Below are 20,774 nucleotides of genomic sequence, written 5' to 3'. Positions count from 1 at the left end.
CCCTCCCCATGGCGTATTCGCAGACCATGATGGGAAGGCCCATTATGGCCAAAAAAATAAGATAAACTATAACAAAAGCCGCTCCACCGTATCGTCCCGTAATATAGGGAAATCGCCAAACGTTCCCCAGCCCTATGGCACAACCGGCAGATACCAAAATAAAACCCAGCCTTGAGGCCAACTGTTCCCTCTCGGCCACTTTAACCACCTCCTTTTTATTGTGTATATCATTTTATCGCATATTAGATATAAAGTAAATTGGGGCTAAAGAACCAACAACCCTAATCGGTAAAGCGTATGTTAATTAAAGAACCAGTAATAAGCTATCCGGTAATTGCAAGGGAAAGGGTCTCACCAAGCGTTGAAATCAGCCGTGCTCTAAGCTTGGGATATTTGTCCAAGGAGGGGTCGTTTTCCACTAAAACTTGCGCTTCTTCGCGAGCTATATCCAACAAATCAACGTCATTGACGAGGTCAGCTACCCTGAAGTCCGTTATGCCGTGCTGACGTACGCCACAAAAAGCACCCGGTCCCCTGAGTTTCAAATCTTCCTCGGCTATAACGAACCCATCGGAGGTTGAGCACATAACCTTAAATCTCTTCCTCGCCTCGGGCGTCGGGGCTTCTCCCAATAGAAAACAATAACCCTGGCCGCCGCCCCTTCCTACCCTTCCGCGAAGCTGATGAAGCTGAGACAGGCCGAATCTGTAAGCGTCCTCTATGACCATTATATTGGCCCTCGCCACGTCGATGCCCACTTCTATAACGCTTGTGGCAACCAATATATCTAAGTCACCGCGGAGAAAAGCACGATAGGTTTCGTCTTTGTCCGGAGAGCCAAGGCGACCGTGGAGCAAGCCTACTTTAAAGTCGCTAAATATTTCACATAAAGATCGATAACGTTTCTGGACAGAGGTCGCATCTATGGATTCGCTTTCATCTATTAAAGGGCAGACCCAATAGGCCTGATTGCCCGCTAAGAGTTTTTCTTTGACGAATTCATAGAGCTCCTTTAGCTTACCCTTTCCTATCCACTGAGTACGCACTGGGGTTCTGCCCGGAGGCAGCTCATCGATTATCGAAAGCGAAAGATCGCCGTAAACGGTCAGGGCCAGGGTGCGGGGAATTGGCGTAGCCGTCATCACTAAAGTGTGGGGATAGCTGCCCTTATCCATTAAAGTTCGACGCTGAAGCACGCCGAAACGATGTTGTTCGTCTATTACCACCAGGCCAAGCTCTCGGAATTCTACCCCCTCCTGGATCAAAGAGTGAGTCCCTATTACTATCCTGGATCTTCCGGACTTTATATCTTCGTACCTTTTGGCCCTCTCCTGGGGAGTCAGGGAGCTGGTTAGCAAGGTGACCTCGACATTCAACTTTGACAGCCAATTTGTTACTTTCGCATAATGTTGGTTTGCCAATACTTCCGTGGGAACCATCATCGCTGCCTGATATCCCGTATCTACAGCGGCAAGCATGGCCAACACAGCTATGACCGTCTTTCCCGAACCTACGTCGCCTTGCAAGAGACGATTCATAGGAATTTTTCTGAAGATATCTACACATATATCTCCTAAAACCATTTCCTGTGCAGAGGTGAGTTTAAAGTTTAGACAATTTTCGACGAACTTCATCTGAAGGGGCCCGCCACAACTAAGTTCGGGCGCAGAGGTTTCTTCTTCCATCTGTCGTCTCTTAATGGCCACTCCTAATTGAAGTAAAAAAAGCTCGTCGAAAGCAAGCCTCCTTCTGCATGATTTCCAGTCTCTCTCGTCATCAGGATAGTGATATCCGAGGATGGCCTTCTTTATCGGTGGAAATCCGTAACGTAAAACAATATCCTCAGGCAGGAACTCCTCCACATAGGACAGATACTCTGAAAGAGTTCTTCTTATCAAAAGCCTAAGCCATCTCTGGCTCAATCCCTCCGTGAGAGGATATATGGGGACTATCTTTCCCATTTCTTCAGGAAGAGTATCTTCTTCGATTATCTCAAATTCGGGATTTAATATCTGCAACATCCCGTAATTTTCCTTAATTTTTCCGAAAAGCGCGACCAACGTGCCCATCGAAAGGATATTTTCCAACCCCCTCTTGTTAAACCAAAGAGCTTGTGCGATCTCCGTACCATCGGTCACTGTGGCAACAGTAAGATTGAGGTTGCGCTTTTTTGTGATCTTTTTTTCCACTCCAACCACTCTGACGAGCAAGGCGGCATAGGAATCAGGCTCGAGCAATTTGATGGGCGTTATTTGCCTTCTGTCCTCGTAACGCCGGGGGAAAAAATACAAAAGGTCCTCGACGGTTTCTACCCCCAATTTGGACAAAAGCGACGCCCTTTTAGGGCCTACACCCTTCAAAAACCTGGCGCTCTTGCACAAGAGCTCTTCTTCTGCAGGACTAGCCTTCGACATCTGACATTTCAGCCTCTATCATCTCAGTATACTTATTTATTATAGCCTTAAACTCAGCTACAAAGGCTACCTTGAGCTTCTTCATCCTTTCGATCTCCATTTTATATTGATTTAAAAGCTGGGACGTCTCCTCAAGCATCCTTTCGGATTTGGCCCTAGCCTCAGAGACTATAGCTTCGGCCTCCCTTTTCGCTGCCTCAACTTTCTCGTCGGCGCTTTGTTGGGCCATGAGCAACGCCTCTTGGAGAGAATCCCTTAAATTCCTGTAGTCCTCCAACTGCCTCTCCAGCTGTCCGATCTTGCGCTCCTGTTCCTGGCACTTTTCAGCATAAAAGTGAAGGCTCTCGGCGACCAGATCCAGAAAGTCATCGACCTCTGCAGGGTCATAACCGCGCAGAGACCTTTTGAAATCCTTGTTAATGACGTCAAGGGCTGATAAAACTTCATTCATGATCTTTGGCCTCTACCCTTTCCTCCTCCCATAGATCGACAAGGTTTCGCTTTGGAGTGGCCAAAAAAACCGCAGGAGCAATCCTCATAACCACACCCCTCATGGCGTATGCCACACCGCAAATGAAATCCAGAGCGCTTTGTCCTTCTGCCTTCTCGACCCCCTTCAAGTCGATCACTACTATCTTACCGCCATGAAGGGCTTCGGCCAAATCTTCCCTGCGTTCGACGCATTTGGACCCTTTGCAATATATTAAGGCTACCTCGCCATATTGAGAGCCCGAAGCCCTGCCCTCTTCCTCCAACTCCTCTTCTAAGAGATCTTCGTCCTTTTGCTCCGAAATGCCCAACAAAGCAAGAAATCTTTCGAGCATTCCCCTCTCCTCCAGTAAAGATTTATTAGTCCACTCTGGGGCCGAATATGGCACGTCCTATGCGCACCATAGTGCTCCCCTCCTTTATGGCAAGCTCGAAATCGTCGCTCATGCCCATAGATAATTCGTATAATTGAAGGCCGATATCTTTCTCCGTTTTTTCTTTAAGACGACGAAGCAGGACAAAGGATGATATTATTTTTTCTCTGTCTTTGGCCAAAGGTCCTATGCCCATTAGGCCCACCAGTTTTAAACTGGGGCAATTTCTTAAAATATATTCTGCCATGGAGGAAACATCTTTGGGATCGACGCCATATTTCGAAATTTCCCCCGATATGTTGACTTCTATAAGCACTTCCATGTTCTTTTTCAGTGCAGCCAGCCTTTTTTCTAAAACTGCCGCAAGATCCATGTTATCGATGCTTTGTATTATATCAAATAATTGAATTGCCAGTTTAGCTTTATTGCGTTGCAAGTGTCCTATCATATGCCAGGGTAGCTTCAAATCCGATGGCCAGCGCTCCTTCTTGTCCTTCGCCTCCTGAACCCTGTTCTCCCCGATGCCATCTATCAGACCGCTCCTAGAAGCTTGTAACATAGCTTCCAGGGGCTGATTTTTCGTGACTGCTATCAATTTAATTTGATCGGGCATCCTGCCAACGCTTTCGGCTGTTTTAGCGATTCGTTCTTTTACCGATTCGAGATTTTTTTGTATGTCCGATAAATTCACCAAAGGAAGACCCTCCCCTCTCTGGCTTTATCGCCCTTCAACACGACTATTTCCCCTGGCAATAATCCATCATCGACGAAATACATTTTATCTTCCGTGGGCACTCCACTTATTTCTCTTAAAACAACCATACCCTTGGAGACAACGTATACCCCCTGTTTGCCCTCTTTGAAAATTACGCTTTCCTCCGGCACCAATACTCCCTGTCTTCTTCCCTCGTAGATCATAAATCTGAGCTTGCGATCTACGGTCAAATGGGCTGGAAAATAGGGCATGAGGGAAATGTTGACCCTGGCTTTAAGTCCAATAATTTCTTTAGCCAATACCTCCACTTTAAGGGGTATATCCCGCTCATCAAACCTGATCCACAGAAAGTTTCTCTCCAAATTTTCTTTAATTTTGGGAGTCAGGTATGTGTAAAAAACGCAACGCAAAGCCTGCGGCAATGGTATGATCTTTCCGATCGGCGAGCCCCTTTTTACGTCAACCCCTTGCGGCACAGGATTTGCCCTTACTTCTTTTGGCAAATCGTCGTAATCCAGCCATAGGCGACCAAAACTCCACTTACCCTCCTGTCCGTCCAGCGCCGGAACGAAGTATCCGGCCTTAGGCGCCCAAATTACCCTCCGATCCTTGCTCTGAACGACTGCGATCGCTTCGCCTTTGGCGACTCTTGCCACCTTGCCTCCGTTTACGAACTTTAGAGTCCCGTCCAAAGGAGCAGAGATCACCTCTTCTTGCCACAACAACCATCCTTCTACAGGATATTCGTCTATATACAGGGCAGATTGTGCCGCCACTACACTGGGGTGCGTATAGTAATGGTGATTTTGCCAGGCCAAAAAGAATGTTGCGGCCAATGAGACCAAAATTACGCACCATATCGCATATACGGTTTGACTAGCGCTTTTGCCCTCTTTCATCTCGACATGCTCTTAAGAACACTTACTGTAATCGCAACCGGTGCAGCGCTCGCACCCTTCGGCATGAATTAAAGGAGCCCCGCATACGGGACACATATCCCCTCCCTCGTTTACTTCGACGGCCTTACCGAGGGCCATCTCCAATCCTCTCGCGATTGCGTCGGGCAAACTCAAAATTAGGGCATCTCCTTCGAGAAAGGGGCTGCTTCCTCCAATGCCCTTTAGTTGTTTTATGATCTCGTCTATGGGTATATCGCTCCTAAGCGCAAGGGATATCAGTCTCCCCAAAGCTTCAGTGTGGGCCTGAGTGTCCTTGCCCGACTTTCCCAAAGTGGCGAAAACTTCAAAGGGCTGTCCATCTATAAAGTTCAAAGTAAGATAAAGATTCCCGTAACTTGTACCTATCTTTACCGTCCTGCCCGAAAGAAGGGGCGGTCGCCTCCTTGGTTTTACGTAACCTTTGCCCGCCAAGCCCTTCGGTCCCTCTTTCCCCTCGGAGGATGGCCCTTTGTCGGTGCCTATGTAAAGCACCTGGTCCTCCTTGCACCTGTCCCTGAATATTGTTATTCCCTTGCATCCCAGCTCATAGGCCAACAAATATGCCTTCTTGACATCCTCTATGGAAGCCTCGTGGGGCATGTTAATGGTCTTGCTAACGGCGTTATCCGTGTATTCCTGAAATGCTGCCTGCATCCTCACGTGCCATTCAGGAGAAATATCGTGGGCAGTAACAAAAACTTTCTTTAAGCTGTCGGGAAGATCGAGTTCCTTTAAAGATCCTCTTTCCAAAATCAGTTCGATCAAAGCTTCCGAATAAAGTCCTTCCTCTCTAAGAGCATCCAGCAAAATTTCATTTACGTAAGTCAAATTAGCTTCGCCCTCAAAGGCCTTACGCCTGAAGGCAAGCGCAAAGACGGGCTCTACACCGCTCGATACCTCGGCCACGAGGGATATGGTCCCCGTAGGAGCAATGGTCGTCACCGTAGCATTTCTCATTAACATTCCCTTTTCTTCCCATCTGCTCCCCATCCAGGCCGGAAAGGGTCCTCTAGTTTCAGCTAAGCGTGTGCTCTCTTCGTGCCCGATCTTTGTGATGAAAGACATTACTTTACGGGCAAGGTTTAATGCATCATCGCTATTGTAAGGAATGCGCAGCTTCAATAGGACGTCAGCCCAGCCCATAACTCCCAATCCGATTTTTCTCGTCGACATGGTCATATCGGCAATCTCTTTTATGGGAAACTGGTTGACCTCTATCACGTCATCGAGAAAACGTACGGCAATGCGCACCGTTCTTTCCAGTTTGCTCCAGTCGATTTCCCCCTTAGGCAGAACCATATTAGACAAGTTAATGCTTCCCAGGTTGCATGATTCAAAGGGCAAAAGGGGCTGTTCGCCGCAGGGATTTGTAGCAGTGATGCTTCCCAAATTGGGAGTAGGGTTTGAAGCTTCAATTTTGTCCAAAAATATTATCCCGGGGTCGCCTGTCTTCCAGGCCATCTCGCAGAGCAAATCAAAGAGATTTCGTGCCCCAACTTTATCGACAACTTCTCCAGTCCGCGGGTTTACCAGCTCCCACTCCTCATCATTTAATACGGCTTCCATGAATTTTTGCGTGGTTCCCACCGAAATATTGAAGTTCTTCAACTTCCCCTCTTCGATCTTTGCCTTAACGAATTTAATGACATCGGGATGATCGGCGTTTAAGATCCCCATATTGGCGCCCCGCCTCATCCCTCCTTGCTTTACCACATCGGTAGTATGGTCAAAAAGCTCCATAAAGGATACCGGGCCTGAAGCGACTCCCTTGGTGCTCTTTACGATATCACCATAGGGACGAAGAGACGAAAAATTAAAGCCCGTCCCTCCCCCTGATTTATGGACGAGGGCCGTATACTTGAGGGCATCGAATATCTCATCCATACTGTCTCCCACGGGAAGGACAAAGCAGGCCGACAGCTGTGCAGTGGGCGTCCCTGCATTCATAAGCGTTGGAGAATTGGGCAAGAAATCCAGACTGGCCATCATTTCATAAAATTTATTGGCCCACTCCTCCTCCGATTCCTCATCGCCAAATGCTCTTTCTGCCTTTGCTATAGCGCTCGCTACGCGCCATAGCATATCCTCCGGCGTCTCTATGAGATTTCCTTTCTCGTCTTTCAATAAATATCTACGCTCTAATACCTTAGTCGCATTTTCAGAAAAAGAAGGTTTTATACGCGCTCCGCTGGACATGTCTAAATCACCCTTCCCTAAAAAAACTTTAAACTAATTGCCCACCTTTGCTTCATCTACGATCAAGAAGCCGTCACAGGTCAGTATATTTGGGATCTCCTTTATGTCGGATAAGACCATTAGAGCCCCTGCTTTCTTCAAATCCTCAGCCGAGTTTGGCCCCGTTGCAAGTCCAATCCCCATGATATCGGCATTATTTGCCGTTTCCATATCGATCACCGTATCCCCAACGTATATCGCTTCATCTTTATCGACACCAAGACTTTCTACAGCCTTGAACAAAATGTAAGGATCAGGTTTAGCTCTATCTACATCTTCCAACCCTAAAACGATATCGAAATATTTATCAATGCCCAAATGCCTGACAGCTTTTTTGGCCTTTCTCCTGTTCGACGTAATGGCCAACATTAAACCTCTATTCCTTAGGGCCTGCAAGACTTCCTCGGTTCCCGGGAAAAGCTTCATTCGTTCATATTCCAGAGGTCTGCATTCCTTTGAATAAATGTCGAGCCACTCTGGCCTGAATTCATTCCACAGACAGCGCAAAGACTTTTCCATGGGAATTCCTATCGTAGACAACACCTCTTCGTAACTTACGGCTCTCAATCCCATTATCCTGGCAAAATAATTCATGGCGTAGGCGATGGCATGGCTAGTATCGACCAATGTCATGTCGAAATCGAACAAAAGAGCTCTGACTTTCATAAAAACACCTCCAGGAGATTATCGAATGATGTTCTAGTGAGACTTAATATTCACGCAAGATAGGGGCAATTCTCCCTTCGAAAGCCTATCCACGTTTTGAGCTATGTAAGCAGGTATACCTTTTAATGCTTCGTCATTGGTTCCCCCTATGTGCGGGGTAACGTAGACATTTGGCATATTTAACAAAGGGTCCTCCTGATTCGGAGGTTCCTGCCAAAAGACGTCCAAACCGCATCCCGCAATCCTCTTTTCCATCAAGGCCCTTTCCAAGGCTTTTCTTTCCACAACATCTGCGCGGGCTACATTTATTAAAAAGGCATCTTCGTCCATACTCCCCAACACCTTTTCGCCAATCAACCCCTTCGTCTGAGGAGTCAGGGTCACGGTTATTACAACGAAGCGACAACCCCTTACGGCATCGCTCAACTTATCCAACGTGTAAAATCGCTCAAGAAAAAGAGAGGAAAATATATCTTTCCACGATCTGTTAACGCCAACCATAGCGACATCGAAGGAACTCAAACGTTTGGCCAGGGTCATTCCTACATTTCCCAGGCCAACTATACAAACTCTTTTCCTCCATATCGTCAAGCCCCTTGGGGAAAAGAGCTTTCCCTTCCTCAAATTCTCCTGTGACTTGTTGTATCCTTTTGCCAAAAGCAGCATGTGCAAAAGGGCAATCTCGGCAACCCCTTCGGCATTGCCCGTGTTGCCGGAAGGGACGTTACACACGTAGATTCCCCTAGAAGTGCAAGCCTCGATGTCTATGCCTTCTAAACCAACCCCCCATTGACAAAGCATCTTCATATTGTGAGCATGGGCTAGCATCTCTGCTGTGAAGGGCTCCGTTCCCTTCACTAGCACTTCGGCCCACCCCAAGGAATCCGGCTCCTCAAGTATATCGGCGTAACGAACCTCGTGATTTTCGAAGAGAGTTTCTATTATCTCCCTGAGGCGCTCGAAACCTTTATTCGAAAAAAGCACCCTCATGATACGACCTCCAGAATACCGCGAAAATTCTCGAAGTCATTTTCATCTATGATCACTGAACTTCCCGGACTTTCCCATACTTGAACGTATTTCAACCGCCTCTTGCCCACATTAATGTGGGACTCCATTTCCCCCCATATCCAGAGAGCTATATATTCCGCCGAGGGTCTTTTTATCACATCGTTAAGACAGGAATGATCCAGTTTCGACAGAATCCTCTCTTCGACCAAACCCTTGAGCTCGACAAAATCCATGACCATCCCCTCTTCATCGGGAGGTCCTTCGACAAAAATTGCAGCTTTATAGGTATGTCCGTGCAACCTCTCGCACTTGCCGTGATAATCCGGCAAATAATGGGCGGCATCGAAACTGAACTCACGTTTTAATATCACCATTATCCCCTCCTGTATTCTCACTGCCCAAGGGCGCCTCCAAGCCTTCAAGCAGGCTCATTTGTAACGGCGCTTCATCCTTAGTCAATCCCAACATTTTTTTCATCCAAAGGGCATTCTGGACTGCGTAATCCCTGTAACAGTTGTTAAACATCATAAAAACCCTGCCCGGCAGCTTTATGCTCAAAGCAGCATTATGCCATCCCTTTAGCTCTTCCTCTGTATACTTATATCTGTATTTTTCCAAAACCGTCGAACCCTTCTTCCATGCCAAAGCATTCCTCCCGTGAAACCTTATGACGCTGCCCCATGAAGAGGTTATGTACCAGTCTTTCGGCACAGTCCAGGAAAGCTCGGGTTCATCGACAGCCACGTAAGCCATATTCTCCTCGCCGAGCAGGTCCAAAAACTTGGCCTTTCCATCCCCTTCAAACCACGAGATGTGTCTCACTTCGACAGCTATAGGATAGGAAGGCAGCAGTTCGCGCAATCTCTTTATGTATGCAAGCCACCGCTCGTGATATCTAGTTTTTGGAGAGAACTGGAAAAGCACGTAACCTAACCTTTTGGTAGATTTTAAGATCGATATCAGAAAGACAAATTGATCGAAAAGCCGTGCTCTCGACTTTCTGTCGAGGTCCCAAAGGGTAATTCGCGAGGCTTGAAAGCCTTCATTCGATCTGTCGTCAAGCTTTTCCCTGCACCAAGGGGGCAGATTTTTAACCGAAAGGGCATGATTCGTGAAGAGGGCAAAGGCCTTCACATTAAAGAGGAAATCGTGCGGTGTCGCGGCCATCCAAGAATAGATGACCGCTGGGTCAGGCAATGAATAAAAGAAGGAGTCGGCCTCCACGGTATCAAAGAAGGAGGAATAATGTCTCAGCCTGTCCTTGCTTTTTTTACAGCCCTTCGGATACCAGCCGCTCGAGAGAAGCGACTTGTCAGCCCAGGAACAGGTGCCAATCCTGAAATCTACATCCATGCCCCTACTTCCCTCCTCAAATCATTTAGGCAAGCTCCATGAGGCCAAATTCTCAAATCGCGTATATTCTTTCAAGAACAGCAGCTGTATAGTGCCCGTGGGGCCATTTCTGTGTTTAGCCACTATCAGTTCCGCAACGTTGTTCTCCTCTTTGTCGGCCTCGTAATATCCTTTCCTGTAAAGAAAGACAACCAAGTCCGCATCCTGCTCTATGGCACCGCTGTCTCTTAAGTCGGCAAGTTGAGGCTTTTTGTCCTGCCTCTGCTCCACGGCTCGAGAAAGTTGCGAAAGGGCTAAAACGGGTACGTTCAACTCCCTCGCTACGCCCTTTAAGGACCGAGAGATTTCGGCTACCTCCTGCTGTTTGTTCTCAACTCTTCTGGCTAAACTCATCAACTGGAGATAATCGACTATTATCAAGCCCAAATTGTCATGTTGCGCCTTAAATCTTCTTGCTCTTGCCCTCAGGTCCAGGGTGGACAAAAAGGAGCTGTCATCGATGTAAATTGGCGCCGTAGCCAACTTTCCCGCTGCATCGGACAGAATATCCCAATCCCCTTGAGGGAATGTCCCCGTTCGCATATCGTGAATGTTAACTCTGGCCTCAGCGGCAAGAAGCCTCTGCAAAAGCTGTTCCGCCCCCATCTCCAGGCTAAAAATCAAAACAGGCGTTTCCTGTTCGATAGCCACGTGCTGAGCGATGTTTAAAGCCAAAGCAGTCTTACCCATCGAAGGCCTGGCTGCCAAAATCGTCAAAGATCCCGGCTGAAAACCTCCGGTGACACGGTCAAAATCTATATAACCCGAAGGAATTCCTGTGACGACCTTGCCCTTTAAAAATTGTTCTTCGAGGTATCGAAAGGTTGCGTTTAATATATCTCCTATCCTCTTGAAAACAACCAAATTTCCGTGGGTTGCCACATCGAAAACGGCCCTTTCGGCCTCGTCCAAAACCTCATCCACTTCCACCTCTTCGGCATAGCCCAGCTTCGTTATATAGGTTCCCACTTGTATCATCTTACGATGCACCGATTTATCCCGGACAATCCTAGCGTGATACTCGACGTTTGCCGTAGTGGGAACTGTATCGATCAGAGAGGCCACAAAAGGCTGTCCTCCCAACCTTTCGAGAAGGCCTCGCTTATTAGCTTCCTCCATAAAGGTCAGAGGGTCGACAGCCTTGTCTTTTTGCATCATGTCGGCGATTACCTCGAACGCCAGTTGATGGACCGCGTCGTAGAAGTCTTCCTTGCGCAGCGTCTCTACGACATAGAGGGCAGCGTCTTTATCCAAGAGACAGGAGCCCAAGACGGCCCTTTCGGCATCCAAATTGTGTGGCATAACTCTGTCGAGCGCCTGACTCAAACTTCTCACGCCTCCACTTTAACCGTCATGTCGATTTCCACATTGGGATGGAGTTTTATTTTAACTGGATAGACCCCCAATTCTTTAATGGGGTTTTCCAGCTTAACAAGTTTTTTATCAACTTCAACTCCTAACTGCTCCTGTATGGCTTCGCTTATGTGGGCATTGGTGACACTTCCAAAGAGCTTCCCCTTTTCGCCTGCACTGACACGTACAATGACTTGCTTGCCCTGCAGCATTTTAGCCTTTTCTTGAGCTTCTTCCTCCAGTTTTTTTGCCCTTTTTTCTTCTATCTTTTTAAACTCCTCTAGTTTTTTAATTTTTTCGGGCGTGGCTTCCTCGGCCAAACCGCGAGGTATCAGATAGTTTCTAGCGTATCCGTCCGACACCTTTATCAGATCTCCCCTTTTTCCCAATTTATCAACATCCTGCTTAAGAATTACCTGCAAAGCAATTCACCTCCGAATTTTTACTCGCAGATCTATCAGCATATCAAAGAAACCCAGCATTATCACAATTGTAGATAATATGGGCACCAACAAGGAAAACGCTAGGATCATAACCCCGAGCCATTTTCTTGCGTTGATGTTTAAAAAATTTGCCAATAAATACCATAGGGTTGCCAACCCTTGGATCAAAAAAATCATCATGGAGAGAACTTTTAAGTTCAAGCTCAGCACGGCTAGCATATCAATATTATTACCCTTGCCCGCAAAAAATGAAAGGATGAAGGATGCAAAAAAGGCGAGCAAAACACTCCTGGGAAATCGCCAGGTACCGAAAGACGGTATCGGAGGCAAGGAGAGAACCTTAAATCTTCTGGCAACTTTTTCGCTTATGACGAAACTTACGGCACAGTCGAAGAAAGAGGCAGCAATAAGGATCGCAGGCAAGATATGGACCATTAATCGACTCATGGTCTCTGCTTGCGCCTTCATGCTTTCCAAAAAGGCTTCTCCATAGCCATTGGAAAAGACCGCCAAAGCGTTATCCAGGCTTTTCGTGATAAGATCGGGATCTATCGCAAAAGGGTTGATTCCCGTCAGAAGCTTTACCAAAGCCATAAGGACCAGTTTGCAAGACAGCGAAACAAGAAATCCGTAAAAGACAATATCAGATGCCTTTTGAATACGCCGACCGAACATCCCAAGAGCAACACCCATGATGGCAAAACCGAAGAGAAAGAAGACACCTCCCAACAGTCCCATGAACATTGTGATCAATACAGCGGCGACAAAAGCCCCCAATAGTGCCTTCTCGGCTGGGACTTTTAGCCCCAAGATCACAAGCGGCACAGGGCAGAAGAAGGAAATTACAATGCCCACTAGGGGCAAGAAGTGGCTTGCCAAAAAAAGGACGACCGATAGCGCCACCAACAGAGATGACTCGACTAGACTTCTGGTATCTTGCATTAAAATACCTCCCGGTAAAAAAAGGGGGAGAGCGCATTCTCTCCCCAAAACATATTATTAAACGTTAATACGACGCTATTCCACAGTGAAAGGCAACAGAGCCATAAACCTTGCCCTCTTAATGGCTCTGGCAAGTTGTCTTTGATGTTTAGCGCAATTTCCCGTGACTCTATGGGGCAATATTTTGCCTCTTTCGGTCAAGAATCTCTTAAGCTGCTCAATATTTTTATAGTCAACATATTCTATCTTGTTCGAGCAAAAGGTACATACCTTTGGACGACGTTTGCGACGTTTAAAATCCGCCATGGCTATCGACCTCCTTCTTAAATAAATAAACTAGAATGGGATATCGGCCTCTTCTCCGCCGTCCTCCACCTCCGATATGTCAGTTGGAAATTCGTCGGGAAATTCGTCCCTCAGGCTTCCGATAGTAGAAGAGGGTTCCTGATATCCTTTGAAACTGTAATCTTGTGAATCGCGAGAGCCGCTGCCGAGGAACACTACGTTTTGAGCCACCACTTCGGTGACCCAGCGCTTATCCCCACCCTGGGTCTCGTAATTTCTGATCTGAAGCCTGCCCTCAATCAATACTGGGCGACCCTTTCGCAGGTATTTCTCGCAATTTTCTGCCTGATTTCCCCAGACAACTACGGGGATGAAATCAGTATGCTCCTGTTGATTTCCTTCGTGATCCCTCCAGGTACGCCCTACAGCGACGGTCAGCCTTGCCACTGCCTGTTTCGAGGCCGTATACCTCATCTCGGGATCGCGGGCGAGATTGCCCATCAATATAATCCTGTTATATCCTCTAACCATCTTAACCTTCTCCTACTTCTCGTCGAGGCGAACAATCAAATGCCTCAAAACCTGATCGCGCAATTTCAGCAAGCGATCGACTTCACCTATTTGAGAAGGCTCCAGGTCAAATTCGATCAAAGCATAATAGCCTTCCACCTGTTTTTCCACAGGATAGGCCAGCCTCCTCTTGCCCCATATGTCGGATTTGTGGAACTCTCCGCCCAAACCTTTGATTACCTCGGAAATTTCATCGACCTGAGCCTTGACTTCTTCGACATCGGGGTGAATGAGCACCATTAATTCATAGGGTCGCATTTCTACACCTCCTCCCTTTGGCCTTAAAAGATCCCCTCACCGAAAAGGGGACAGGGATACACCAACGACAAAGCATTATAAACATAAACGCTAAATTTAACAACATCTCTTCTAAACAGACCAAAAAGATTGCTGTTATTTTTTTTGAGGTCCTTCCTCGGGAGTATAATATTCTAAAATATAGATCTTTTCTCCAGGAAGCACGAGATTGAACTCCTGCCGCGCTAACTTGGCAATTCCATCGGGAGTATTGTAATAGTTTATTTTCTCGTTTTTATCCTCGATATCCAGCTTCAACCTTACCAGGGTTTGAACGTGCTCGTCTATGCGGTTGGATAGCTCGTTCAACTTTTTAAGCTCCCGCAGGTAACCGTTAAAGAGCATTAAAAACAGGAGAATTGAACAAAGAGAAATAACTATCCACCTGAGCTTAGGCACTTACATCACTTCCGGAGCGTTAATTTTCAACAACCCCAAGACATTCAGCAACACCACCTGTACTGCACGCACCAAAATCAGCCTGGCATCCGACAAAGATTTTTCCTCGCCCAAAACCCTGTGGGCGTTATAAAAAGAATGAAAGGCCTTGGCCAATTCATAGGCGTAAAAAACGATCAAGTGGGGTGAAAGCTCCTTTGCCGCCTTGGCAACTTCCTCGGGAAATTTGCCAAGACATTTAATTAGAGCCTTTTCCTCCTCCGTCTTCAACAAAGAGATGTCGACTTTCTCCGGAGCAGGCAACTCTATGCCTCTAGAGGACGCCTCTTTAAATATGCTATGCAACCTGGCACTGGCGTATTGGACGTAATAGACGGGGTTATCCGTCGAAGCGCTCTTCGCCAAATCTATATCGAAATCGAGATGGGAATCGCACTTCCTCATTAGGAAGAAATATCGCATCGCATCTACTCCCACTTCATCCATCATCTCCCGGAGGGTTACGAACTCCCCCGCTCTGGTGGACATGGAGACCATCCTGCCCTGTTTAATTAAACTAACGAATTGTATTAATAAAACTTGAAGGTCATCAGGCGATCTTCCCAGGGCCTGAATTGCAGCTTTCATGCGCGGAACATATCCGTGGTGGTCCGCTCCCCAGACGTCGATGACAAGATCAAATCCTCTGTCGAATTTATCCTTATGATAAGCGACATCGGAAGCAAAATACGTAGGTTCTCCATTTGACCTGATCAGCACCCTATCTTTCTCATCGCCAAATTGAGTCGATCTATACCATATGGCCCCCTCTTTTTCGTAGGCAAGCCCCCGTTTCATCAAAAAATCGACCATTTCGCGAATGAGGCCCCGTTCATGAAGCGTTTTTTCGGAAAACCAAATGTCGAAGAGTACTCTAAAGTCCTCCAGGTCCTTCTTAATTCCATTTAAGATCACCTTCACGGCATAATCCTTAAAATAATCCAATGTCTCCTCGATGGGCAGGCCTAGAAATTTATCTCCTTCTCTGTCTATGATCTCCTGAGCTATCTCGTGAATATAGTCCCCTTTGTACCCGTCCTCAGGGAAGGGGGCAGCCTCCGACCTTCCAAGCAACTCAAAGTAACGGGCCTGAACCGATCTCCCGAGCAACTTCATTTGAAGACCAGCATCGTTAATGTAATATTCCCTTTCCACATACCATCCCGCAAAGGAAAGTATGTTGGCCATAACATCCCCCACGGCAGCTCCGCGGCCGTGGCCTATGTGCAAAGGTCCCGTTGGATTTGCGCTTACAAATTCGACTTGAGCGCGCTTGCCCTCCCCCAAGTCCCTTTTGCCGTAATCATCCCCTTTTGCGATTATTTCCCTGATAAGTTCTGACATCCAAAGGCCCGACAGGAAGAAATTTATGAAACCCGGTCCTGCTAATTCGACCTTTTCGACGTATTCGCTTTCCTTTAAATGGGAAATGATTACTTGAGCGATGTCTCTGGGCTTCATTTCCCAGTGGCGAGCCATTAGCATAGCAACATTTGTGGCGTAATCGCCTTGATTTTCGCGACGTGGCCTTTCTATGATTATCTCCAGGCCCTCAGGGTAAACTAGGTTTTTGTCTTTCGCAGCCGAAATTATGGCATCATTCAAAAGGTCCTTAATGTGGGATTCTATGTCAATCATGAAACCAACCCTCCATCATTTCTTGCGGATAGGAATAGCCAAATTGTTCCACTGTTGCAAGGCTTTAAAGCCTGCACGCAATGTCAAAAAAGTTTCTTCGTTTATTGATGTTTCATTAACCAATAAACGCCAGTTCGCCTCCACAATTCTACCACGACTTTTTTCGTCGATTTTCTGTTCCCATTGAATTTTGCCGTCTTTTTTAGACTGCAACGAAGGCATCGAGAAGGCCTCAAAACCCTGGGGCAACCTAAGCGTTACAATGCCTTCGACCAAAAAGGGGAACCTCAATGTCGACCCTACATCCATTGACCCCAAAGCTTCAAGAAAATTGAAGGCCGTCATCGGGAACCTCAAAAGCATTTGGCTGTCGCTGGGGATCCCCAATATACCCGACACGGGATACACAATCCTCACGCCCCCCTGTCTTTCCGATATCTCCCCCTCGTTCCACCTCACTACGATTTGAGTCGGATATACGCGCATGGAAGACGACAAGTCTAAAAAGAGACTTTTCCCACCAAAAACGACGTAAGGCCAGCCTCCGTTGAGGTTCAATTCAAGCGTACCTTTGGCCTCTCCCAATTCCGTCAATTCCAGATTCCATTTTACTCGCAACCGATGATCGCCGACGCTTCCGCGATCGATTTGTTTCAACTGCACGCCATTGCCATCGTAGAAGCAAAGAGTCTCTCCCCACAGAGAATCTGGTACCGTGGTACCCCCTATCGTGGAAGATCCCAAATCGTAAACCTTATAGGCGCTACTTCCGGGAGTTCTCGCTTCCAGAATTGGACGAGATATCATTTTCGGCGTTCCTGGAACGTCCTCTTCGGGAACGACGAAGGGCAGCCAATTGATTCGCACATCCCAACCCGCCATGGAAAGCCAATGGGCTGCAAGAACTGTCCTTTCCCATGGCGTCCAGGGGCCTTCCTCGGGAATAGCTACAGGACTCCTTCTTACATCGGACAATTTGAAATCCTGCAGCAAAAGATCTTCTCTTCCAACCCATTGCAATATCTCCATGCCAGCGCTTTGTTTGTTGTTGTCAATAAATTTCCCGACAGCCTCAGGAACAATTGACTTCAAGCCCGATGCCCAATCCTCAAGCGGCTTAATAGCGTTGAGCCAACCGCTGCGCATACTGAAGATGAGAAAGTTATCGTTTCCTTCCTCCAGTGCATTTATCCCCTCAGGAAATTGGTTTATAAATTCCCAGGTATACGTGTCTTCCACTCCCCTTGCAAGTCTGCGGGAAACTTGCCGATCCTCAGGCGCTGTCCATGTCAAGCTGGAGCCGTGGGGAACGGATACCGCTATTTCGACCCTCCATTGCGGAAGATCGAGACCTATAGGTATTGCATCATCGACGTTCCATCTGCCTGGGTATTCCTTTTGGTAGGAAATGACCAGAACGTTTGGGATGTCCAAAGGAGGGACGTTTATCTCGTACCAGGATAAGCCCCCGCTTTCTGCCTTTTTCGGGGACAAAGGGGCATAGAGTTCGAAGCTAACGGGATCGTAAATCTTGGCCTCGTCGATCGTTACCCTTTCGTCGCCAACGAAGGGAAACTTCCAATTTCTCCAGCTTTCCGATAGTGGGGACTCAGAGTATATGAGCCATTTTGTCCGGACCAGCATGCTTCCGTCGGCAAGCAGTTTATATTCGTGGCTTCTCTGCCATACCATTGCCTTGGTATCTTTGCCGTATGCAGTCAGAGGAGGAACCTGCTTGACATATTCCCGAATAAGCTTCAAATTATCCTCGTCTCCCGCAAAGGCCACGGCAGGAGCTGCAAAGAAAAAAAGCATTATAGACAGCAAAATTGCAGTTTTAATAAAGAAAGCTTTTTCGATCCTCATGGCAAAGAACATGAACTATGCATTCCTTCCGCAACAGTATTTGTACTTCTTGCCACTACCGCAGGGGCAGGGGTCGTTTCGCCCCACTTTTTGGGTTCGCCTTGGACCTTGCGTAGGTTCAAAGTTTCTTTCGCTGCTTGCTTTGCTGGCAGACCCTACCAAAGCGAGATCCCTGATTTCTCTTCTACTTTGAGGCTGAGGAGTCTTCCCCTCACGTGCCACCGAAACCTTTAGAGCCAAACGGGCAACACCCTCGCGAATGCTGCCGAGCATCTGCTGAAATAAGTTGTATGATTCGAACTGATATTCTAACAACGGATCCTTTTGACCTAAGGCACGAAGCCCTATACCGCGCCTCAGATCGTCCATTGCCAGCAGATGTTCTTTCCAGTGGGAGTCGACAACGTGCAGCAGGATCATCTTAAATATCGTATTGGCCGTCTCCCTTCCCAGCTCCTCAAGTTTTGCCTCGAACTCGTCTCTTAAAAGGGAAACCATCTTTTCCCTGGCCTCGGGCAAAAGGGAGCGATCGTCCACGCCAGTCAGGCATTCAGCAACTCTCCCGTTGAAAAGGGCTTTAACCTTTAAAACGGCTCCTCTCTGATCTGCTTCCTGTCCTTCAGGGTAATATGACTCGAGTATTTCGTCTAAAGTATCCGTTATTATTTGCCACGTATGTTCGATCAAATCGTCAGCGAAGAGAATTCGTCTCCTCTCGTCGTATATGGCTATTCTTTGTTGATTCATAACGCTATCATATTGTAATAATTGTTTTCTGATGTCGAAGTGATATTGTTCGACCTTTTTCTGGGCCGATTCTATGGCCCTGCTCAAAAGAGGATGATCGATGGCCTCGCCTTCCTGCATGCCCAGCTTTTCCATTATGCCCTGTATCCTGTCCGATCCAAAGAGACGAAGCAAATCATCCTCCAGGGAAAGATAAAACCTCGACGATCCCGGGTCGCCTTGGCGGCCGCTTCGCCCTCTCAACTGATTATCTATCCTTCTGGATTCGTGCCGTTCAGTACCAATGACGTGCAGTCCTCCCAGGGATACAACTTTTTTATGCTCCTCGTCGCATAGACTTTTATATTCTTCTAATATGGCCTCATAGGCTTTCCTGTCACCTTCCACATCTACGCCCCTCTTTTCCGCCTCTTCCAGAGCGAGAAATTCTGGATTGCCGCCGAGAAGGATATCCGTCCCCCTTCCGGCCATATTTGTGGCAACCGTGACAGCACCCACACGGCCGGCTTGGGCAATGATCTTTGCTTCCTTTTCATGATATTTTGCGTTCAAGACCTGATGAGGGACGTGGCGTGCGGAAAGCAATTTGCTTAGTTTTTCTGAATTCTCTATCGATGTCGTGCCGATCAACACGGGCTGTCGCTTTTCGTAGCATTCTTTGATCTCATCAGCGACAGCTGCAAATTTTTCCCGTTTGCTTCTGTAAATGATATCGGGGAAATCGCGGCGGATCATCGGCTTATGGGTTGGGATTACGACGACTTCCAGGCCATAAATCTCATTGAACTCCTCGGCCTCGGTGGCGGCGGTCCCTGTCATGCCGGCCAATTTTTCATACATCCTGAAGTAGTTTTGCAGTGTAATGGTCGCAAGGGTTTGATTTTCCCTTCCTATTCGGACGCCCTCCTTGGCTTCGATTGCTTGATGCAGGCCATCGGAATAGCGCCGCCCGTACATCAACCTCCCCGTGAACTCGTCGACGATCACAACTTCTCCGTCCTTTATGACGTAATGGACGTCGCGCTTAAAAAGATATCTGGCCTTAAGGGCCTGCACAATCTTATGAAGCAACTCCGAGGTTTCCACCTCAGCATATATATCTTCGATGCCCAGAATTTTTTCGCATCGCTTAATTCCCACCTCGGTCAAAGCCACATTCTTTTCCTTTTCATCTATCTCGAAATCCTCGTTAACGGTCAAGGACTTCGCTATCTTGTCGGCAACTTTATAGGGTTCAACAGACTCCTCTGATGGGCCTGATATTATAAGAGGAGTTCTGGCCTCATCTATCAAAATGGAATCGACCTCGTCCACTATTGCATAGTGGTGCCCTCTTTGCACCAGCTGCGAGGGCAATATTGCCATGTTGTCCCTCAAATAATCGAAGCCGAATTCGCTGTTGGTACCGTAAGTGATATCCGCTTCGTAGGCTTCTCTTCTTTCTTCAATGCTCATAAAGGGGTAAATTACCCCGGCAGACAACCCGAGGAAGCGATATACTTTGCCCATCCACTCGGCATCACGTTTAGCCAAGTAATCGTTTACCGTCACGACATGAACGCCTTTGCCCTTCAAAGCGTTCAATACGACGGGCATTGTGGCAACCAACGTCTTTCCTTCGCCCGTCTTCATCTCCGCTATCTTTCCCTCGTGCAAGGCAATCGCTCCCATGACCTGCATGTCGAAATGCCTCATCCCTAAAGTCCTCTTCGCAGCTTCTCTGACTATTGCAAATACTCGGCACATAACTTCGTCGAGAGGTTGCCCTTCCTCGACAACCCTTCGGCGCATCTCCGCAATTTCCCTCGCGAGGTCATCGTCGCTTAAAACAGCAATTTCTTCTTCAAGAGCATTTATCTCATTTACTGTTTGGGAATATCTTTTCAACGCCCTGTCGTTGGCGTCCAATCCCAAAATCTTTTTTAAACCGTTTAACATACCTATTCACCTCATAAAGAACC

Annotated in this window: 20 protein-coding genes and 1 pseudogene; all 21 read right to left on the bottom strand. The window is 47.4% G+C overall.

What is annotated here, in order from left to right; translation table 11 throughout:
- Window positions 1-199 (bottom strand): annotated as a pseudogene (locus tag B3N34_RS01740) (sodium-dependent transporter); the annotation flags it as partial.
- Between the two features lie 124 nt (window positions 200-323).
- A complete protein-coding gene (recG, locus tag B3N34_RS01735) occupies window positions 324-2,414 on the bottom strand; it encodes an ATP-dependent DNA helicase RecG (RefSeq protein WP_286974366.1) in 2,091 nt (696 codons plus the stop codon).
- Window positions 2,401-2,865: a DivIVA domain-containing protein gene (locus B3N34_RS01730; protein ID WP_286974364.1), complete on the bottom strand. Its 465-nt coding sequence runs from the start codon at window positions 2,863-2,865 to the stop codon at window positions 2,401-2,403. The genes recG and B3N34_RS01730 overlap by 14 nt, the downstream gene beginning before the upstream one ends.
- Window positions 2,858-3,238, bottom strand: a complete 381-nt coding sequence (locus B3N34_RS01725) for a cell division protein SepF (protein ID WP_213697440.1) — start codon at window positions 3,236-3,238, stop codon at window positions 2,858-2,860. Before B3N34_RS01725 ends, B3N34_RS01730 begins: the two co-directional genes overlap by 8 nt.
- Before the next feature lie 25 nt (window positions 3,239-3,263).
- On the bottom strand, window positions 3,264-3,968 hold the full coding sequence (locus B3N34_RS01720; protein WP_286974362.1) for a YggS family pyridoxal phosphate-dependent enzyme: 705 nt from the start codon (window positions 3,966-3,968) through the stop codon (window positions 3,264-3,266).
- On the bottom strand, window positions 3,965-4,891 hold the full coding sequence (locus B3N34_RS01715; protein WP_286974360.1) for an HlyD family efflux transporter periplasmic adaptor subunit: 927 nt from the start codon (window positions 4,889-4,891) through the stop codon (window positions 3,965-3,967). The genes B3N34_RS01720 and B3N34_RS01715 overlap by 4 nt, the downstream gene beginning before the upstream one ends.
- A 12-nt stretch (window positions 4,892-4,903) precedes the next feature.
- The gene (locus B3N34_RS01710) at window positions 4,904-7,126 is read right to left on the bottom strand and encodes a vitamin B12-dependent ribonucleotide reductase (RefSeq protein ID WP_286974358.1); all 2,223 of its coding nucleotides are present in this window, start codon (window positions 7,124-7,126) and stop codon (window positions 4,904-4,906) included.
- Between the two features lie 33 nt (window positions 7,127-7,159).
- A complete protein-coding gene (locus B3N34_RS01705; RefSeq protein WP_286974356.1) occupies window positions 7,160-7,831 on the bottom strand; it encodes an HAD family hydrolase in 672 nt (223 codons plus the stop codon).
- A gap of 33 nt (window positions 7,832-7,864) precedes the next feature.
- A complete protein-coding gene (locus B3N34_RS01700; protein WP_286974354.1) occupies window positions 7,865-8,821 on the bottom strand; it encodes a 2-hydroxyacid dehydrogenase in 957 nt (318 codons plus the stop codon).
- Window positions 8,818-9,216 carry a 6-carboxytetrahydropterin synthase QueD gene (queD, locus tag B3N34_RS01695; RefSeq protein WP_286974352.1) on the bottom strand — a complete coding sequence of 133 codons (399 nt, stop codon included), beginning with the start codon at window positions 9,214-9,216 and terminating at the stop codon, window positions 8,818-8,820. Before queD ends, B3N34_RS01700 begins: the two co-directional genes overlap by 4 nt.
- On the bottom strand, window positions 9,197-10,195 hold the full coding sequence (locus B3N34_RS01690) for a DUF72 domain-containing protein (protein ID WP_286974349.1): 999 nt from the start codon (window positions 10,193-10,195) through the stop codon (window positions 9,197-9,199). The genes queD and B3N34_RS01690 overlap by 20 nt, the downstream gene beginning before the upstream one ends.
- A gap of 21 nt (window positions 10,196-10,216) precedes the next feature.
- A complete protein-coding gene (gene dnaB / locus B3N34_RS01685; protein WP_286974346.1) occupies window positions 10,217-11,560 on the bottom strand; it encodes a replicative DNA helicase in 1,344 nt (447 codons plus the stop codon).
- Between the two features lie 5 nt (window positions 11,561-11,565).
- Window positions 11,566-12,009: a 50S ribosomal protein L9 gene (gene rplI, locus B3N34_RS01680; RefSeq protein ID WP_286974343.1), complete on the bottom strand. Its 444-nt coding sequence runs from the start codon at window positions 12,007-12,009 to the stop codon at window positions 11,566-11,568.
- 6 nt (window positions 12,010-12,015) lie between these two features.
- On the bottom strand, window positions 12,016-12,972 hold the full coding sequence (locus tag B3N34_RS01675) for a YybS family protein (RefSeq protein ID WP_213697431.1): 957 nt from the start codon (window positions 12,970-12,972) through the stop codon (window positions 12,016-12,018).
- A gap of 75 nt (window positions 12,973-13,047) precedes the next feature.
- On the bottom strand, window positions 13,048-13,278 hold the full coding sequence (gene rpsR, locus B3N34_RS01670) for a 30S ribosomal protein S18 (protein ID WP_213697430.1): 231 nt from the start codon (window positions 13,276-13,278) through the stop codon (window positions 13,048-13,050).
- Between the two features lie 30 nt (window positions 13,279-13,308).
- Window positions 13,309-13,788 (bottom strand): single-stranded DNA-binding protein, encoded by a 480-nt coding sequence (locus B3N34_RS01665; protein WP_286974338.1) that lies wholly within the window; start codon window positions 13,786-13,788, stop codon window positions 13,309-13,311.
- 12 nt (window positions 13,789-13,800) lie between these two features.
- Complete coding sequence (gene rpsF / locus B3N34_RS01660; RefSeq protein WP_040348191.1) at window positions 13,801-14,085, bottom strand: 30S ribosomal protein S6; 285 nt, start codon at window positions 14,083-14,085, stop codon at window positions 13,801-13,803.
- A 135-nt stretch (window positions 14,086-14,220) separates the two neighbouring features.
- Complete coding sequence (locus tag B3N34_RS01655; RefSeq protein ID WP_009201590.1) at window positions 14,221-14,523, bottom strand: FtsB family cell division protein; 303 nt, start codon at window positions 14,521-14,523, stop codon at window positions 14,221-14,223.
- Window positions 14,524-16,200 carry an arginine--tRNA ligase gene (gene argS / locus B3N34_RS01650; protein WP_286974329.1) on the bottom strand — a complete coding sequence of 559 codons (1,677 nt, stop codon included), beginning with the start codon at window positions 16,198-16,200 and terminating at the stop codon, window positions 14,524-14,526.
- A gap of 15 nt (window positions 16,201-16,215) precedes the next feature.
- Entirely contained in the window at window positions 16,216-18,078 is a 1,863-nt protein-coding gene (locus B3N34_RS01645; RefSeq protein ID WP_286974328.1) for a hypothetical protein, read from the bottom strand.
- A 3-nt stretch (window positions 18,079-18,081) separates the two neighbouring features.
- The gene (gene secA, locus B3N34_RS01640; RefSeq protein ID WP_286974325.1) at window positions 18,082-20,751 is read right to left on the bottom strand and encodes a preprotein translocase subunit SecA; all 2,670 of its coding nucleotides are present in this window, start codon (window positions 20,749-20,751) and stop codon (window positions 18,082-18,084) included.
- Window positions 20,752-20,774 lie beyond the last annotated feature (23 nt).

Origin of the sequence: Acetomicrobium sp. UBA5826 (assembly GCF_002433005.1) — a bacterium.
Classification (GTDB): Bacteria; Synergistota; Synergistia; order Synergistales; family Acetomicrobiaceae; genus Acetomicrobium.
The sequence above is the reverse complement of the archived record's forward strand: the minus strand, read 5'-3'. Positions and strand labels throughout refer to the sequence as shown.

Bases quoted from the DNA above. Each gene is read 5' to 3' on its own strand.
- rpsF (WP_040348191.1), bottom strand. From the start codon at position 14,085: ATGCGACCCTATGAATTAATGGTGCTCATTCACCCCGATGTCGAAGAA.
- recG (WP_286974366.1), bottom strand. From the start codon at position 2,414: ATGTCGAAGGCTAGTCCTGCAGAAGAAGAGCTCTTGTGCAAGAGCGCC.
- B3N34_RS01730 (WP_286974364.1), bottom strand. From the start codon at position 2,865: ATGAATGAAGTTTTATCAGCCCTTGACGTCATTAACAAGGATTTCAAA.
- B3N34_RS01705 (WP_286974356.1), bottom strand. From the start codon at position 7,831: ATGAAAGTCAGAGCTCTTTTGTTCGATTTCGACATGACATTGGTCGAT.
- queD (WP_286974352.1), bottom strand. From the start codon at position 9,216: ATGGTGATATTAAAACGTGAGTTCAGTTTCGATGCCGCCCATTATTTG.
- argS (WP_286974329.1), bottom strand. From the start codon at position 16,200: ATGATTGACATAGAATCCCACATTAAGGACCTTTTGAATGATGCCATA.
- B3N34_RS01665 (WP_286974338.1), bottom strand. From the start codon at position 13,788: ATGGTTAGAGGATATAACAGGATTATATTGATGGGCAATCTCGCCCGC.
- B3N34_RS01725 (WP_213697440.1), bottom strand. From the start codon at position 3,238: ATGCTCGAAAGATTTCTTGCTTTGTTGGGCATTTCGGAGCAAAAGGAC.
- B3N34_RS01690 (WP_286974349.1), bottom strand. From the start codon at position 10,195: ATGGATGTAGATTTCAGGATTGGCACCTGTTCCTGGGCTGACAAGTCG.
- secA (WP_286974325.1), bottom strand. From the start codon at position 20,751: ATGTTAAACGGTTTAAAAAAGATTTTGGGATTGGACGCCAACGACAGG.
- B3N34_RS01645 (WP_286974328.1), bottom strand. From the start codon at position 18,078: ATGTTCTTTGCCATGAGGATCGAAAAAGCTTTCTTTATTAAAACTGCA.
- B3N34_RS01675 (WP_213697431.1), bottom strand. From the start codon at position 12,972: ATGCAAGATACCAGAAGTCTAGTCGAGTCATCTCTGTTGGTGGCGCTA.
- B3N34_RS01700 (WP_286974354.1), bottom strand. From the start codon at position 8,821: ATGAGGGTGCTTTTTTCGAATAAAGGTTTCGAGCGCCTCAGGGAGATA.
- B3N34_RS01715 (WP_286974360.1), bottom strand. From the start codon at position 4,891: ATGAAAGAGGGCAAAAGCGCTAGTCAAACCGTATATGCGATATGGTGC.
- rpsR (WP_213697430.1), bottom strand. From the start codon at position 13,278: ATGGCGGATTTTAAACGTCGCAAACGTCGTCCAAAGGTATGTACCTTT.
- B3N34_RS01710 (WP_286974358.1), bottom strand. From the start codon at position 7,126: ATGTCCAGCGGAGCGCGTATAAAACCTTCTTTTTCTGAAAATGCGACT.